The 14,561-nt window shown below is 69.7% G+C and carries 14 protein-coding genes; 3 read left to right on the forward strand and 11 right to left on the reverse strand.

Going from position 1 to position 14,561, the window contains the following annotated elements; genetic code table 11:
- Positions 1-141: 141 nt before the first annotated feature.
- The 4 genes from K8556_RS21575 to K8556_RS21590 form a co-directional block, all read right to left on the reverse strand.
- A complete protein-coding gene (locus tag K8556_RS21575) occupies positions 142-948 on the reverse strand; it encodes a hypothetical protein (RefSeq protein ID WP_223741963.1) in 807 nt (268 codons plus the stop codon).
- Positions 949-1,058: 110 nt separating this feature from the next.
- Positions 1,059-2,921 (reverse strand): ankyrin repeat domain-containing protein, encoded by a 1,863-nt coding sequence (locus K8556_RS21580; protein WP_223741964.1) that lies wholly within the window; start codon positions 2,919-2,921, stop codon positions 1,059-1,061.
- 80 nt (positions 2,922-3,001) lie between these two features.
- Complete coding sequence (locus tag K8556_RS21585; RefSeq protein ID WP_223741965.1) at positions 3,002-3,925, reverse strand: hypothetical protein; 924 nt, start codon at positions 3,923-3,925, stop codon at positions 3,002-3,004.
- Position 3,926: 1 nt separating this feature from the next.
- A complete protein-coding gene (locus tag K8556_RS21590; protein WP_223741966.1) occupies positions 3,927-6,674 on the reverse strand; it encodes a TonB family protein in 2,748 nt (915 codons plus the stop codon).
- 171 nt (positions 6,675-6,845) lie between these two features.
- On the opposite strand from K8556_RS21590, the gene K8556_RS21595 reads away from it, so the two are divergent.
- Positions 6,846-7,529 (forward strand): hypothetical protein, encoded by a 684-nt coding sequence (locus K8556_RS21595; protein WP_223741967.1) that lies wholly within the window; start codon positions 6,846-6,848, stop codon positions 7,527-7,529.
- 8 nt (positions 7,530-7,537) lie between these two features.
- Here K8556_RS21595 and K8556_RS21600 read toward each other — a convergent pair whose 3' ends face one another.
- From K8556_RS21600 to K8556_RS21615, 4 genes are all read right to left on the reverse strand, one after another.
- Positions 7,538-8,038 (reverse strand): hypothetical protein, encoded by a 501-nt coding sequence (locus K8556_RS21600; protein WP_223741968.1) that lies wholly within the window; start codon positions 8,036-8,038, stop codon positions 7,538-7,540.
- A gap of 72 nt (positions 8,039-8,110) precedes the next feature.
- Positions 8,111-8,863, reverse strand: a complete 753-nt coding sequence (locus K8556_RS21605; protein ID WP_223741969.1) for a bifunctional 2-polyprenyl-6-hydroxyphenol methylase/3-demethylubiquinol 3-O-methyltransferase UbiG — start codon at positions 8,861-8,863, stop codon at positions 8,111-8,113.
- Positions 8,864-8,908: 45 nt separating this feature from the next.
- The gene (locus K8556_RS21610; RefSeq protein ID WP_223741970.1) at positions 8,909-11,356 is read right to left on the reverse strand and encodes an excinuclease ABC subunit UvrA; all 2,448 of its coding nucleotides are present in this window, start codon (positions 11,354-11,356) and stop codon (positions 8,909-8,911) included.
- On the reverse strand, positions 11,353-11,667 hold the full coding sequence (locus K8556_RS21615; protein ID WP_223741971.1) for a metalloregulator ArsR/SmtB family transcription factor: 315 nt from the start codon (positions 11,665-11,667) through the stop codon (positions 11,353-11,355). Before K8556_RS21615 ends, K8556_RS21610 begins: the two co-directional genes overlap by 4 nt.
- 183 nt (positions 11,668-11,850) lie before the next feature.
- On the opposite strand from K8556_RS21615, the gene K8556_RS21620 reads away from it, so the two are divergent.
- Positions 11,851-12,165 carry a hypothetical protein gene (locus K8556_RS21620; protein ID WP_223741972.1) on the forward strand — a complete coding sequence of 105 codons (315 nt, stop codon included), beginning with the start codon at positions 11,851-11,853 and terminating at the stop codon, positions 12,163-12,165.
- 30 nt (positions 12,166-12,195) lie between these two features.
- On the opposite strand, the gene K8556_RS21625 is transcribed toward K8556_RS21620, so the two are convergent.
- Entirely contained in the window at positions 12,196-12,741 is a 546-nt protein-coding gene (locus tag K8556_RS21625; RefSeq protein ID WP_223741973.1) for a hypothetical protein, read from the reverse strand.
- A complete protein-coding gene (locus K8556_RS21630) occupies positions 12,738-13,322 on the reverse strand; it encodes a hypothetical protein (RefSeq protein ID WP_223741974.1) in 585 nt (194 codons plus the stop codon). The genes K8556_RS21625 and K8556_RS21630 overlap by 4 nt, the downstream gene beginning before the upstream one ends.
- 43 nt (positions 13,323-13,365) lie before the next feature.
- Between K8556_RS21630 and K8556_RS21635 the strand changes: the two genes are divergently transcribed.
- The gene (locus K8556_RS21635) at positions 13,366-14,163 is read left to right on the forward strand and encodes an endonuclease/exonuclease/phosphatase family protein (RefSeq protein ID WP_223741975.1); all 798 of its coding nucleotides are present in this window, start codon (positions 13,366-13,368) and stop codon (positions 14,161-14,163) included.
- Between the two features lie 6 nt (positions 14,164-14,169).
- Here K8556_RS21635 and K8556_RS21640 read toward each other — a convergent pair whose 3' ends face one another.
- Positions 14,170-14,556, reverse strand: a complete 387-nt coding sequence (locus K8556_RS21640; protein WP_223741976.1) for a hypothetical protein — start codon at positions 14,554-14,556, stop codon at positions 14,170-14,172.
- Positions 14,557-14,561: the final 5 nt, after the last annotated feature.

A 14,561-nucleotide genomic window follows, 5' to 3' on the forward strand; every position in this document is an offset into this window, starting at 1 on the left:
GCCGCGCACCGTGGCGCCATGACCACGGTGCGACGGCTCCGGGAAGGGCGTGGACCCGGGGAGCGCCGTCAATGGAGCCCTCGGGTCTGGCCTTCAGCAATGCGCGGGCCAGGGCTGGACGCCACCGGCCACGCCTGGCGCTCAACAGTCGATGTTGAACGTCTTGATCTCGTCGTTCGGCGCGGTGACCCGAGCGGTGTTGGTGCCGTCGAACGTGGTGGTGAACGTCCCTTCGGTCGTGTCCACCTGCACCATCCCCGCCGTGGGGCACTGGTGGTCGCAGCGCTGGTAGCCGGACACGGTCGACGTCGAGTTGAGGCCGCCCTTCGTGGCCTGGGTCGTGCTGTCCACGGTGATGCACCCGCTGCCCCCCGTCCAGGTCACCGTGCTCTGGGACGTGCGCGAATCGAAGCGATTCGGCGAGAAGCTGTTGGAGGTGACGGTCACCTTGCGCGTGTCGCCATCCGGCGGCTGGCCGGCGATCTGCAGCGAGAGGTTGTACGGCTCGCCGTTGATGGTGAGCTGGTTGGAGGTCGCCGTGGCGGCGAGCTGCCCCTGGTTGTCAGAGAGCACCAGCTCCACGTTGCCGGAGATCTGCGTGAGGGAGACCGGCGCCGTGCAGTTGTTGAAGGCGTAGTTCACCGTCGCGCCCGTCGCGGTCGCGGTGACGCAGCCGGCGGGCGTGAAGGCGGTGGAGGCATTCGCCGCGAGCTGCGAGGCCGCCGTGTTGGGATCGACGGTGGCCATGGCCTGCACGTTGCCGATGGCGTAGTACCAATAGCCGTAGACAGGGTCGACCCAGGTATAGGCCCAGGCCGCGTCATACGCCCCGTAGTACGGATCGTAGTAGACGGTGTCGTAGTAGTACGGGTCGTAGGTGGTGGCACAGCCCATGCCCGCGCCCGCGCCCAGCGACAGGAACAACAGCGCCGCTTTCATCCGTTTCATCCGCGCCCCTTGTGTGTGGGTTCTTCCAAACGGGCCCAAGGTGGGGCCCGGTGGTGGGCGGGTGTACTGGCCTGGGGAACAGCCCGACTGCGCGCTGCTGGTCCGCGGGCTCACCTGTTGATGCGGTGTCTTCCCCGGGTCTGCATGTCGTGGTCCTCCGCGATGACCTCCTCGGCCTTCAGCTCACCGCCGACCCGGAGCGTCGCGTCGTTGCCGTGCCCCCGGACGGACCGCGCCTCCAGGTCCTGGCCCACGAGCAGCTCTCCATCCGTGTCCACGCGGCTGGCGCGAAGCGAGCCCCCCACCACGAGCAGGCCTTCGGGCCCTGCGTTGCTCAGCACGCCTTCCACCGTGAGGTTCCCCGTCACCAGCAGCGGCCCGTCCACGTGCAGGTCGCCCTTCACCATCAGGTCCCCGCGCACGAAGCGTGGGAGCTTGGAGAGGGAAGGTGCCATCGACTCCACCGGCAGCGCTTCCCGGGCAAGCTCCACCAGGGCCATGGCCGTCCAGGGAGGCATGCCCTGCACCGCCGCCGCGAGCGCGTCCCACGACGTGGCGCCCTCCAGCGCGAGCCGGTTCAGGACCTGCTCCACGGAGGCCACGTCCTTGTCCTCGGAGTACCAGGCCTCGAGCAACGCCTTCCGCTCGCGGGCCAGCGCGTCCAGCATCGGCCGCACGTCAATCGCTCCCGTCCTCCCCACAGGGGCCTTGGCGCCCATGAGCTGGGCGAGGTGCGGGTTGCCGTGCTCCAGCGCCTCCTGCACGGGCGTCTGTCCCGCGGCGTCCTTGCGCGCCACCTCCGCTCCGGCCTGGAGCAGGACCTCGATGACGGGCCCGCGCTCCGGGATGCGCGCGTGCTGGTGCAGCGGCGTCCAGCCCTTGCCCGCGTTGGGGTTGGCACCCGCGTCGATGAGCGCTCGCGCCACGTCCGCCCGCCGCGCGTTGAAGAGCGCCGTGCGCCCCGCGCTGTCGAGCGCGTCCACGGGGACGCCGCCCTTCGCCAGCAGGGCGATGCAGGCCGCGCTCGCGTGCTCGGCCGCCGCGTGCAGGGGCGTGCCCTTTGCTGAATCCATCACGTCCGCGGGAGCGCCCAGCCGCAGGAGCTCCTTCACCAGCGATGCGTCGCCCACCATCGCGGCCAGGTGGAGGACCCCGCGCTTGTCCCTGTCCCGGGCCTCCAGGTCGGCTCCCAGCGCCACCAGGGCCAGCACCCGGCCGGTGCGCCACTCCCCTTCGAACCCGGGGCCGAAGAAGGGGGCCGCGTCGAGCCCCGCCGCCTGGAGGAGCGCGTCGTCCAGGGCCTTGGCCCTGCGCGCCGCGGGACGCGGCGCGGGCTTCTGCTCCCGCAGCCACGCGTGGAAGCCTTCGTCGGAGAAGGCGCCCTCCAGGCCCTGGAAGGCGAACGGATCCTCGTGGCCCTCGTCGTCAGGGGCGCGCGGGTCGGGAGCGGCCTCCACCAGGGCGAGCAGCTTCCGGTAGCCCTGCTCCGGAGCACCCCGCCTCAGCGCGTGCCACGCGTCCAGCCCCCGCCGTGCGCGGGCGTGCTCCGCGATGTCGCGCAGGGCCAGGGCCTCCTCCAGCGCCGCCTCCGCCTGTTCGAGCTGCGCGTCCGTCGGCTTGCGCCGCACCAGGTCTTCGGCCCACTGGCTCAGCGCCAGCGCGCGCGCCTTCTGCCCGGTGGACAGCGTGCCGCCGGGCTTCGTGCCTCGGGTCAGCTCGAGGACGCGGTCGCGAACCCGCCAGTGCTCGGCCTTCAGCTCGCGCTCCCAGCGGTGGGGCTCCATGCGCCGCGCCGGGTCCAGGGCCCAGTTGAGCGAGTGCAGGGCCAGGAGGTGCTCTGGATCCGCCTCCACGATTTCGCGCAGGAGTCGGATGGCCTGCTCCAACTGGGGCGGCATCTCATCCAGGAAGGCATCCGCCTTCTTCATCAGCGCGGCGGTGTCGGGCTTCTTCGTCGACGGGGAGCGTGGCATGGCCAGGCACCTTGCCAGCACGCGTGGTGGAGTGCCCGGATAAACCACGGCGCCACACGAGGGCGCTGACGGCCCGTGCCTCAGGGCGTCCAGCGCGCCCTGCGCACCAGCCAGGAGCTGCCGCCGCGCCCGTCCCGCACCACGGCCCAGAACGTCACCTCCTGGGCCGCCGCGCCTGCCGTCGGCTCCCACTCCACGCGGTGGCGTCCCTGCTGGCCACCGAAGTCCGCGCCGCCCGTCTCCGACAGGCTGAACTCGCCCAGCGTGGTGTACCAGGCGATCTCCCAGGCCTCCTTGAGGTTCACGGCCTGCAACCGCAGGCCCGGGACCACGTAGGCCTCCTCCCGGTCCGACACGTCGTCGGCCGTCACCACGAAGGGGCCGGGGCCGCTCAGCTCCAGCGGCTCACCCTCCGGCCAGGGGACGTCGTCCACCCGCAGGCCCGGGAGCACCGGCTGCTCGTTGGCCTTCATGCCCTCCACGACCGGGCACCAGAAGACCATCAGCTTCTGCGCGTAGACCTCCTCGCCGCCCGCCGCCACCCTCAGGACGAGCGGCATGCGGATGCCGCCCAGCCCCTGGTAGGCGTCCTCCTCCAGCACGCGCTCCAGCAGGAGCTTGTCCTCCGCGACCCGGGCCGCGCCGGGACGGATGGGCAGCGTCAGCTCGCCCGCGGAGGTGGTGCCCTCCGCGAGCAGGGCGCGGTCCGCCGCGTTCGCGCATGTGCGGTCGTCCTGATCCGCGCAGGCCCACAGTTGGTACTGGAGGGGGCGCCCCTCGCCGGCGGGGTCCACCAGCAGCGCGCGGTACGTCACCTCCGCGGCGAGCTCGTCGAAGGCCTCCGGGGTCTGCTCGCAGGTGGAGGCGAGCAGCTCGGGCTGCTCCGTGGACACGCCGAGCACGCGGAGGTCGTGCACGCTCGACGGCTTGTCCTCGGGGTCGACGCAGGCGATGGCCGCCAGGCCCCACAGCAGCAGGACTCCGGTGTTGAGCAGGGTCTTCATGTCAGAAGCTTCCTTTCACGCCCACCACGGGGAGGATGGGGATGCCGGGCACCTCGTACTCGCGGCGCTGCCGGTAGTCGTTGAACGTGAACTCGGTGTTCTCCGCGTTGTAGAGGTTCTGCACGTCCAGGTAGACCCCCAGCGTCCAGCTCTGGAACTGCCAGCCCTTGTCCACCCGCACGTCCAACTGGTGGAAGCCGCGCATGCGCGCGGACGCATAGGGGCCGTACATGCCGCTGAAGCGGTTGCGGTCCACCTGGTACTGGTCGAAGGTGTGGTTGAGCGGCGTCGTGGGGCGGCCGGTGGTGTATCGGAAGCGCCCGCCCAGCTCCCAGCCGTTGCCCAGGACGTAGTTGCTCACCAGCGTGAGGATGTGCGTCTGGTCGAAGGGGCTGAGGCCATACGCCGTGTCGTCGCCGGTGGGCCCGAAGCCCCCGAAGCCTCCACCGCCTTCGGGGAGGGGGCCCGCTCTCCCGTCGAGCGACTGGCTGAAGGTGTACGACAGCCAGCCGGACCACTTGTCCGTCGCGGACGCGCGCTGCTTCTTCACCATCACCTCCACGCCCAGGGCGCGGCCGATGCCGTCGTTGGAGTACGGCACCTGGAACACGCCTCCGCCCGGCAGGGAGATGATCTGTCCGGGCGCGACGATGTTGCTGAAGCGGCGGTTGAAGAAGCCCGTCACGTCGACGTTGAACACGTCCGTCAGCCGGTGCTCCACGCCGAGGCTGCTCTGGAACGCGCGCTGGTAGGACAGGTCCGGGTTGCCGTACGGCAGGGTGATGAAGCGGAACGTCTCACCCGGCTGGCTGTAGAGGCCGAGCGAGCCCTTGAGCTGGGTGCGCTCGGTGGCGTTGAAGGCCACCCACAGCCGGGGATCCAACGCCACGTTCCGGGCGTCGCCCGCGCGCTGGTAGTTGGCGCGCACGCCGGGGGTGAAGATGAACTTCCCCACCTTCAGGTCCGCCTCCACGAAGAGCGCGCCGTCGAACGAGCCGAGGCCGATGTGCTCCACCAGCAGCTCGCCCACGGACTCGGCGCCGGGGAAGGCCACGTACTCGAAGTTCTCCGGGGCGGGGAACTCCACGTCGAAGGACTGGTGCTCGTAGACGAGGTCCAGGCCCGTGCGCACGGTGAGGCGGGGGGACAGCTCCAGGCCCAGCACCTCGCGCGCGCCCACCGTGTAGCCCACGCCGTCCTGCTTCGCGATGCCGAACTTGAAGCTGGTGCCGTCATAGCCCACGTACGGCGTGAAGACGGACGTGAGCGCGCCCTTGCGGTACGTCCAGTCTCCCTTGATGCGGTGGAAGAGGGTGTGCGTGTCCACCGTCAGGTCGCGCTCCGTCTCCGGGCCTCCGGTCACCAGGCGGAGCTGGTCGTCACTGCCGAAGGCCATCACGTAGCCGGTGCTGCGCGCGCCGCCGGCCAGGGCCTGGGCCTCGTCCTCCGAACGGGCGTCCCGCTTCGCGCCGAAGTCCACGCGCAACTGGTAGTCCCAGTACTTGGGGACCACGGACAGGGTGCTGCCTTCGTCCTTGGGCAGGACGGCGGGCAGGAGCGTGTCGATGTACGAGCGCCGCGCGGCGGCGGCCACGCTGATGCCGTCCTTCACGGGGGCTTCCAGGAAGAAGCCCGCGTCCAGGAGGTCCACCTTCACGGAGCCGTGGAGCGTGTCGGCGGCGCCCTTGCGCGTGCCCACCTCCACGATGCCGCCCACCGCGCGGCCGTACTGGCTGCCGTAGCCGCCCGGGAAGAAGTCGAGCTGGTCGATGAACTCGGCGTTCACCACCGAGGGGCCGCCGAGCAGGTGGAAGAGGAGGGGGATGCCGACCCCGTCCATCATCGTCGCCGTCTGGCCGGGGTTGGAGCCGCGCACCAGCAACTGGCCGGAGATGAAGGGCGCGCGCGCCACGCCGGGCAGGGTCTGGATGACGCGGATGGGGTCTCCGAAGGTGCCCGGCGTCCGCTGCGCCTCCTGCCGCGTGATGGTCCGGCGCACGACCTCCTTCTTCGGCCGCTCGGAGCGCACCACCGTCTCCAGCGCGCCGCCGGTGGGGGCGAGGAAGAAGTTCACCTCCGTCGTCTCGTCCTCCTGGAGCAGCTCCTTCGTCTGGTAGAGCTGGTAGCCGGACGCCACCACGCGCACCGCGCACTCGCCCGGGGGCACGTCGAGGCTGAAGCGGCCGTCCGCGTCCGACACGGCCTCGGGCGCCTCCGGGTCGTCACCGCAGCGCACGGTGGCGCCGGCCACGCGCGAGCGGCTGCCGCGTGAAATCAACTGCCCCTTGAGCGTGGCATTGCGCGCCACCGGGGCCTGCTCCGGACCGGGGGCCTCCTGGGGCGGGGCGTCGAGGGTGAAGTGGTAGATGTATTCCACCTGCACCGGCGCGGGCACACCGTCCACCTCCGCGGGAGAGAAGCGGAACTGGCGCACCGCCGCGATGGCCGCCTCGTCGAAGCCATGGCCCGCGGGCTCCGTGGGCAGCACGTCCGACACGGAGCCATCCGCGGCGATGGTGATGATGAGGCGCACGGAGGCGGTGAGTCCCTCCGCGAGCGCCTCGGGCGGGTAGGGGGCCTCCACCTGCTGGAGCAGCTCGGGAGGCTTCGTGATGACGGGCTGGGCCTGCGCGGGCGGGGCCGCTTCCGCGGGCGGCGCGCCGTCCTGCGGTGCCTGCGCCAGGGCCGGGGTGCCCAGCAGGAGCGAGGCCGCGACGAGCGCGCTTCGGGCGTTCAGGGACGGGGACATGGGGCGCGGAGCATACGGGATGCGGCCCCGGCTTCGCGCGCCCCCCGCCCCGCGTTCCGGCGCGGTCGGGACGTGTGCCATCGTGGGCCGGTCCTCACCCATCCGTGAGCAGAGGGAGTCCACACCGTGTCACGGTCACAGCCACATCCGTCGCGGCCTTCCCTCGAAGCGATGGCGGACGCCGTGCGCTCGCCCGACGCGACCCGGGCGGACACCGACCTGCTCATCGCGGCGCTGGGTCAGGCCCCCACGGGAGCGGAGACACCCCGGGCGCGAGCGGATCTGCTGCTGGCGTTGATGGCGCCGGGCCAGCCGTTGGGGGGCCGCGCGGGCCGCGAAGGGGTGACGGTGCGGCAGGCGGCGAAGGACGCCTTGATGGCGCTGGGCCATCCCTACGCGCTGGAACTGCCACCGGAGCTGGTGGGGCGGGACGCGCGGCCCCGGACGCGACCCGGAGGGTTCGGGGTCGCCGTCGCGACGGCCGCGATGCTCTACCAGACGGGCCTCTTCTACGGGGTGCTGCTCCACGACGGCGTGGTGCACACGCAGTACTCCATCCACAGGCCGCCCGAGCAGCTCACGGCGGAACGCGTGGTGCCGTGGGCGCTGTTCACCCTGAGCGGCGTGTTGCCGTGCCTGCTGGCGCTGGGCGGCCATGCCTTGAAGCGCCGGCGGCTCCAGCTCACCGGCTGGCTGCTCATCCTGGCGCAGGCGCTGCTCTGGACGGGGGCCGTGGGTCTCTCCTGGGCCAGCATCGGCCCGTCCGCCTTCACCCTGCTGGCGCCCTGGCACGTAGCCGGGTTGAGCGCCTGGGTGACCCGGCCGCTGCCGAAGCACTCCCGTGGCCTCGGTTGAGGTGACGCTCAGAGCATGGGGGAGAAGGGCTTCTTGAGGGTCAGCGTGAGCCCCACCTCCCGGCCATACGGGAGGCGGCCCGACAGGTCCCGTCCCTCCTGGAAGGGGACGCTGACGCGCACGCCCACGGAGCCGTAGACGAAGCCGAGGAAGGGCGCCAGGTGGAGGGACGTCGTGGGCCGGTGGGCCGCCGTCCCCGTCTCGTGGGCCACGCCCGTCTCCAGCCCGAAGATCAGGAAGGTGCCCTGGACTCCGCCACACAGGCGCGCGTGGTCCCCGTCCATCCACTGGCCCTGTCCGAAGACGCCCACGGAGCCCGACCTGAAATCGCGCATGCGGTTGTTGTGCATCACCACGTTGAGCGTGGACTCCAGGCCCACGCCCCAGGCGGTGTCCTGCTGGCGGCGGCTCACGCTCAGCAGTGGGCCCACCGTGAACCAGGGTTGCGGCGAGCCGTCGTCGTGCGGAGCGGCCGGGATGACCAGGGCGAGCAGGGCCAGGGCGTTCATCCCGCCAGGATACGCGGGAGCCCCTCCAGCGCTCGGGCTCCCTTGCGGACACTGTCCACGCGAGGCGCGTGCCTACCGGGGAATGAGGATGACATCCTCATCCTGTTCCAGCCGGTACGTCCCGTCAGGCTGCTGGCAACGCTCCGCATGCGCACGGATGCGCGCGTCGAGCCTCTCCGCTTCGTCCGGCGTCAGGGCGGCCAGTTGCGCGGCCGTGTAACACCCCTCCAGGACGAGGAAGCGGCAGAGCGTGTACATCTCCTCGAAGGTCTTCGCGGCGAACCCGCTCATCGTCGCGATCGCCTCGTGGGGCAACTGCTTGCGCCGCACTTCGGCGGCGACGTCCTCGCTGAAGTGCAGGGTGTCGCAGAACTCACGGCACATCGCATGGGTCGGTCCCCGGGCGGCGGCCATCACCAGCAGACAGCTCCCTCCCGGCCGCACGAAGCCGAGCAGTCTGTCAATGAAGCCGCCCCATTCAGAGACAGGGACGTGATACAGGACGTGTGAACAGACGACCAGGTCATATCTGTCATTGGAGGCGTACCGCTCCAGGGGGACAGGAATGACCGTCGCCTTCTCATGATGGAAGCCGGCGCTCTGCTCGGGATGGGGTTCGAGCAGGGTGAGCGAGTCGAAAAGCGGCGCGAGCCGCTCCGAGACCTTGCCCGCCCCCGCTCCGACATCCAGCAGGGTGGGGTGCTCGGGGAGACCTGGGAACAGCCGCTCCGTGACGATCTGGTGGATGTTCGTCGGATGCCTTGCGGACGCAGCGAGCAGGCGGAACGCCGTGGCGTACTCCTGCGGTGACATCGTGATCGCCATGATTTCCCCCCGTGCCGGGACGACTGCCGGGGGGACGCTATCATTTCAGGAAGAGCGCTTCTGGGAGCGCGCCCGAGCCGGCTCGGAGGCCTTCCCAGACGCAGCCTTCGACGCGCCGACGAACTCCGCCAGGTGCTTGCCGGTCAGCGTCGACTTCGCCGCGACCAGGTCGGCCGGCGTGCCTTCGAACACGATGCGTCCGCCGTCGTGGCCCGCGCCCGGTCCCAGGTCGATGATCCAATCCGCGTGCGCCATCACCGACTGATGGTGCTCGATCACGATGACCGACTTTCCGGAGTCGACCAGCCGGTCCATCAGGCCCAGCAACTGCTCCAGGTCGGCCAGGTGCAGGCCCGTGGTCGGCTCGTCGAGTACGTAGATGCCGCCCTCCTCCCCCATGTGCGTCGCGAGCTTGATCCGCTGCCGCTCGCCACCCGACAGCGTGGTGAGCGGCTGGCCGAGCCGGAGGTAGCCGAGGCCCACGTCCGCCATGCGCTGGAGGATGGCCGACGCGGCCGGCGTCTGCGCCTTGCCCGAGCCGAAGAAGCCCACCGCGTCCTTCACGGGCAGGTCGAGCACCTGGGCGATGTTGAGCCCGCCGAGCTTGTACTCCAGCACCGACGCCTGGAACCGCCGGCCTTCGCAGTCCTCGCAGACCGTGGTGACGCCGGCCATCATCGCCAGGTCGGTGTAGATGACGCCTGCGCCGTTGCAGGTCGGGCAGGCGCCCTCGGAGTTGGCGCTGAACAGGGCCGGCTTCACGCCGTTGGCCTTCGCGAAGGCCTTGCGGATCGGCTCCAGCAGGTCGGTGTACGTCGCGGGGTTGCTCCGCCGCGAGCCGCGAATCGGCGACTGGTCGACGGAAACCACCCCTTCCCGGGTGCTCACCGAGCCATGGATGAGCGAGCTCTTGCCGGAGCCCGCCACGCCGGTCACCACCACCAGCACGCCGAGCGGGATGTCGACGTCGACCTTCTTCAGGTTGTGCGTGCTGGCGCCGCGCACCTTCAGCACGCCGGACGGCTTTCGCACGGACGGCTTCAGGGTGGCCCGGTCGCTCAGGTGGCGCCCGGTGAGCGTGTCGCTGGCGCGCAGGGCCTCGACGGTGCCCTCGAAGACCACCTCGCCGCCGGCGGTGCCGGCCCCGGGGCCCAGGTCGACGACGTGGTCGGCGATGGCGATCAGCTCCGGCTTGTGCTCCACCACGAGCACGGTGTTGCCCTTGTCGCGCAGCCGCAGCAGCAGCTCGTTCATCCGCTGGATGTCGTGCGGGTGCAGTCCGACCGTCGGCTCGTCGAAGACATACGTGACGTCGGTGAGCGAGGACCCGAGGTGGCGGATCATCTTGGTGCGCTGCGCCTCGCCGCCCGACAGCGTGCCGGCGGGCCGGTCGAGGCTGAGGTAGCCCAGGCCGATCTCCACGAACGATTCGAGCGTGTGCCGCAGCGACGCCAGCAGCGGGGCGACGGACGGCGCGTCCAGGCCGCGCACCCACTCGGCCAGGTCGCTGATCTGCATCGCGCAGGCGTCCGCGATGTTGATGCCCTTGATCTTGGAGGACCGGGCGGCCTCGCTGAGCCGGGTGCCCTTGCATTCGGGGCAGGAGGTGAACGTGACCGCGCGCTCCACGAACGCACGGATGTGCGGCTGCATCGCGTCCACGTCCTTGGACAGGAACGACTTCTGGATCCGAGGGATGAGCCCCTCGTAGGTGAGGTTCATCTTCTCGACCTTCACCTTGGTCTGTTCCTTGTGGAGGAAGTCGTGCAGCTCCTGCCTGGTGTACTTGCGGATCGGCTTGTCCGGGTCCAGGAAGCCCGAGGCCCCGAAGATGCGCACGAGCCAGCCGTCCGCGTTGTAGCCGGGGATGGTGATGGCGCCCTCGTTGAGCGACTTGCTGTCGTCATACAACTGGGTCAGGTCGATGTCGCTGACCGTGCCCATGCCCTCGCATTTGGGGCACATGCCGCCGGTGACGTTGAAGACCTTCTTCTCGGTCTTGCCTTCGCCCTTCTCGACGGTCATCTCGCCGGTGGCGCGGACCGACGGGACGTTGAAGGAGAAGGCGTTGGACGAACCGATGTGCGGCTTGCCCAGGCGGCTGAACAGCACGCGCAGCATGGCATTGGCGTCCGTCGCGGTGCCGACGGTCGAGCGCGAGTTGGCGCCCATGCGCTCCTGGTCGACGATGATGGCGGTGGTCAGTCCTTCGAGGACGTCGACCTCGGGCCGGCCCAGCGTGGGCATGAAGCCCTGGACGAACGCGCTATAGGTTTCGTTGATCAGCCGCTGCGACTCCGCCGCGATGGTGCCGAAGACGAGCGACGACTTGCCGGAGCCGGAGACGCCGGTGAAGACGGTGAGCCGCCGCTTCGGCAGCTCCACGCTGACGTCCTTCAGGTTGTTCTCCCGAGCGCCCTGGACGCGGATCAGGTCATGGCTGTCCGCGAGGCTCGAGCGGCGCTGGGAGGCGGTCTTGTCGGAGGAGGTCATGGGTCCATTTTCTCCAGCAGTTGTTCGAGGCGGTCGACGTGCTCCGACCAGAACGCGCGGTAGTGCGCGAGCCAGTCGATGAGCGGCTTCATCCCGCGTGGATCCACCCGGTAGTAGGTGCAACGTCCTTCACGCCGGCCCTTCACCAGACCGGCGTCCTTCAACGCAGCGAGGTGCTGGGAGACCGCGGGCTGCGAGATGTCGAATCGCGCCGTGAGGTCCTTCACCGCCGCTTCGCCACGCGCGAGTGACGCGAGAATCGCCCGGCGGTTCGGGTCCGCCAGCGCCTGGAAGAGCTTGTTCTCGGCCACGGCCACGCGCTGCATGCGCGACGAATAAGTTGCTGCTTATGGATAGTCAAGCGCGGGAGGCACTCCCGCGTCGTGAGCCCATTTGCGTCAACAACACACATCGAAGACCGTTGTCCTGGGAGTCCATGGGCAGAGCCTTTCATGTAGGATCGCACTGCACGCGAAAGTAAGGAGAGGTGCCTGATGAAGCGTCTGCTGATTTCTTCCCTCGCGGTCCTTTCCCTCCAACTGGCGGCCTGTGGCGCTGGAATGGAGGAGGGTGAAGGCCAGACTCCTCCCGCTCCGGCCGTGGATGACACGACCCAGCTCGGGCCCATCGGCGGCCTCCAGTATGGGACGCACGTGAGCTACTACACCGACAGCTCCAAGACGGTGCTGGTGGGCGAACGCGAGTGGGGCTGCCCGCCCTCGACCTATCTGATCAACTGGGGCGCGACGTCCGCCTACTCGCTCACCTGGAAGTTCCTCTGCGCGCAGGAACCGCAGCAGGTGCAGTAGGGCGAGCGGCTTTCACGGCCGTCACGAACCTCATCCGATGGGAACCGGCGAAGGCGGACCGCCGATGAAGCTCACGGGCGTCAACAGGTAGTGAAGGCAGAGCGCGGAGAGTCCGCCGAACAGCAGCAACGCCAAGGCCAGCGCGGCTCGCTGCCGCGCTGGCGTGTCCAAACGCGAGCGGAGGAGCCTCGTGGGGCCGGAAGCTCCCACCGCCAATACGATGACCAGACAGGTGAGTGAGGTCCCGAGCCAGACGGTCGCCAGCAGTCCCAGTCGCTCCGGGCCGGGCATCAACGTGAAGCCTGACAAGACCCAGAGGATCATCAGCAGGCCTCCCACCGAGAGCGTCGATCCCAGCCGCCTGAGCCACATGAACCCGTGGAGCCGCGCGAACGCCTCCAGGCCGAGGTCCAGGGTTGCTACGAGCAGCAAGGGGGCCACCATCATGGCGAAGGGGGACGGAAACGCGAAGAGCGCGTTGAAGGCGACGACATAGACCCACGGCGCGATGAGCAGGCCCAGCAGCAGCGCGCCGAGTCCGACCGCGCCCGCGTCCTTCCAACGAGTGGTGGTCATCGGCGTGTGCCTCCTCCAGGAGGAACGGGGACCCTGAACTCCCGCTCGAAGGCGATTCGGGTGATGAGCGGCGCATATCCATGTTGGAACTGAAGCTGCCACCAAGCCGTAATGCCTTGTGACGCGTTGCTGTCAAGGCCGCCATCCGCGCCATACTCTCGAAGGTCGTCATCATCCAGCCCGAACACGTCGTAGAAGAAGTATTCCAGCTTGATGAAGTATTCACTCCTGGCACGGTCGAGCCGATACTCCTTTGCGACGACGATGACGTGCTGGATGCCATTGATCATCACTCCCAGCCCATTGCTGAAGTCACCGGTGTGCAATGCCGGGCTTCCGTCATTGAACGCAGGTACGCCCAACCCCGTCACGGGAGTGAGCGCATTGATGTCCCAGCCGACCTTCTCGAGCGCCTGATGGATCCGCACCTGTCCTGCTGTGCGCTCCGGCGAGTTTGGTGCGGACAGTGCACGATGGACGAAGGTGGTGATGTTGGGATGGGCCTGGGCATCCGCGGTGAGGCCTGTGTCACTCCAGAAGCGCAAGGCGCGCTGTGGCTCGAACTCCCGGCTCAGCGTCATGCTACCACCCGCTTCCTGCGCCAGTAGGGGTAGTCTCTCCCGCATGTCGCTGAAGGTGATGACGCTCAACATCCTGATGGGAGGCGAGGAGCGGATGCCGCTGCTCCTGGCCCTCATTGCCCGTGAGCGCCCGGACGTGCTCGTGCTGCAGGAGTGTCTGGGGTGGGAGGACGGCGAGCGGCTTCGTCAGGTCGCCGCCGCGCTCGGGCTCCCCGCCACCGACGCCCACGTGCGGCTGGGCACCGCGCGTCCCCGTCCCAGCGGCAGCCGCTACCATGTCGCCGTCGCCAGCCGCCTCCCCCTGCGCTCGGTCCGCGCCCACGCCAATGCCCACTTCATTGGCCACTGCCTCCTCGAATGCGAGCTGGAGACGGGCGCGGAGCCGCTGACCGTCTTCGCGGCCCACTTCGACTCCCACCATGAGTCACTTCGCTTCGTGGAGGCGCGCTACCTGCGCTCCCTCATCGAACCAGCGGCTTTCGGTTCGCGGGACTTCATCCTGGCGGGAGACCTCAACTCCCTGTCCCGCGCCGACCCCTATCCCGTGGACCTCGCTGACCGCGTCCGCCGCGCCAGGGTCGACAAGTATGGCCACCCGCCACGCTTCGACGTCATCGACGACCTGGAGAACTTCGGCTGGCTGGACACGCTGCGCCTCAAGCCGGGCTCCTCCCAGTGGGCCACCGCGCGGCGCCACCGTGAAGGGGAGGTCATCGACTTCCGCACCGACTACGTCTTCGCGTCACCCGCGCTGGCCCGGCGGCTGCTCGCGGCGCAGGTCGTGGACGTGGGCACGGCCTCCGACCACCACGCCTTGACCGCGAGCTTCAGCGACGCGTGAAGCCCCTCACGCCAGCTCGTGGCGCTGGAGCGACTCCGCCTCCGCCACGATGGCCGCGCGGACCTTCCCCTTGAGGGTCGCCTCGCTCTTGAGCACGTCCTTGAGGGCGGCCGTCTTCCCGTAGAACACCCAGGTGGAGGAGTGGCTGCCTCCGCTGGGGGTGGAGACCCGCACCTCGAGGAAGCGCTCCTGCTTGCCCTTGTCCCCGCTCGGCGCGGCCACCCGGAGCTCGACGTCGCCCACGCCGGCCACGAACTCGCCGCCCGCGAAGCGGGTGCTCAGCGCGGTGAAGGCCCCCGTGTCGGGCACGCCCTGGAGCGCGCGCCCCGCCAGCTCGTGGAGCGCGGCGCCAATCGCCTGCTGCAGCTTCTGTTCATTCAGGACGATCTGCATGGGCT

This window comes from Corallococcus sp. AS-1-12 (assembly GCF_020036995.1).
Classification (GTDB): Bacteria; Myxococcota; Myxococcia; order Myxococcales; family Myxococcaceae; genus Corallococcus.

Bases quoted from the DNA above. Each gene is read 5' to 3' on its own strand.
- K8556_RS21575 (WP_223741963.1), bottom strand. From the start codon at position 948: ATGAAACGGATGAAAGCGGCGCTGTTGTTCCTGTCGCTGGGCGCGGGC.
- K8556_RS21580 (WP_223741964.1), bottom strand. From the start codon at position 2,921: ATGCCACGCTCCCCGTCGACGAAGAAGCCCGACACCGCCGCGCTGATG.
- K8556_RS21585 (WP_223741965.1), bottom strand. From the start codon at position 3,925: ATGAAGACCCTGCTCAACACCGGAGTCCTGCTGCTGTGGGGCCTGGCG.
- K8556_RS21590 (WP_223741966.1), bottom strand. From the start codon at position 6,674: ATGTCCCCGTCCCTGAACGCCCGAAGCGCGCTCGTCGCGGCCTCGCTC.
- K8556_RS21595 (WP_223741967.1), top strand. From the start codon at position 6,846: ATGGCGGACGCCGTGCGCTCGCCCGACGCGACCCGGGCGGACACCGAC.
- K8556_RS21600 (WP_223741968.1), bottom strand. From the start codon at position 8,038: ATGAACGCCCTGGCCCTGCTCGCCCTGGTCATCCCGGCCGCTCCGCAC.
- K8556_RS21605 (WP_223741969.1), bottom strand. From the start codon at position 8,863: ATGGCGATCACGATGTCACCGCAGGAGTACGCCACGGCGTTCCGCCTG.
- K8556_RS21610 (WP_223741970.1), bottom strand. From the start codon at position 11,356: ATGACCTCCTCCGACAAGACCGCCTCCCAGCGCCGCTCGAGCCTCGCG.
- K8556_RS21620 (WP_223741972.1), top strand. From the start codon at position 11,851: ATGAAGCGTCTGCTGATTTCTTCCCTCGCGGTCCTTTCCCTCCAACTG.
- K8556_RS21625 (WP_223741973.1), bottom strand. From the start codon at position 12,741: ATGACCACCACTCGTTGGAAGGACGCGGGCGCGGTCGGACTCGGCGCG.
- K8556_RS21630 (WP_223741974.1), bottom strand. From the start codon at position 13,322: ATGACGCTGAGCCGGGAGTTCGAGCCACAGCGCGCCTTGCGCTTCTGG.
- K8556_RS21635 (WP_223741975.1), top strand. From the start codon at position 13,366: ATGTCGCTGAAGGTGATGACGCTCAACATCCTGATGGGAGGCGAGGAG.
- K8556_RS21640 (WP_223741976.1), bottom strand. From the start codon at position 14,556: ATGCAGATCGTCCTGAATGAACAGAAGCTGCAGCAGGCGATTGGCGCC.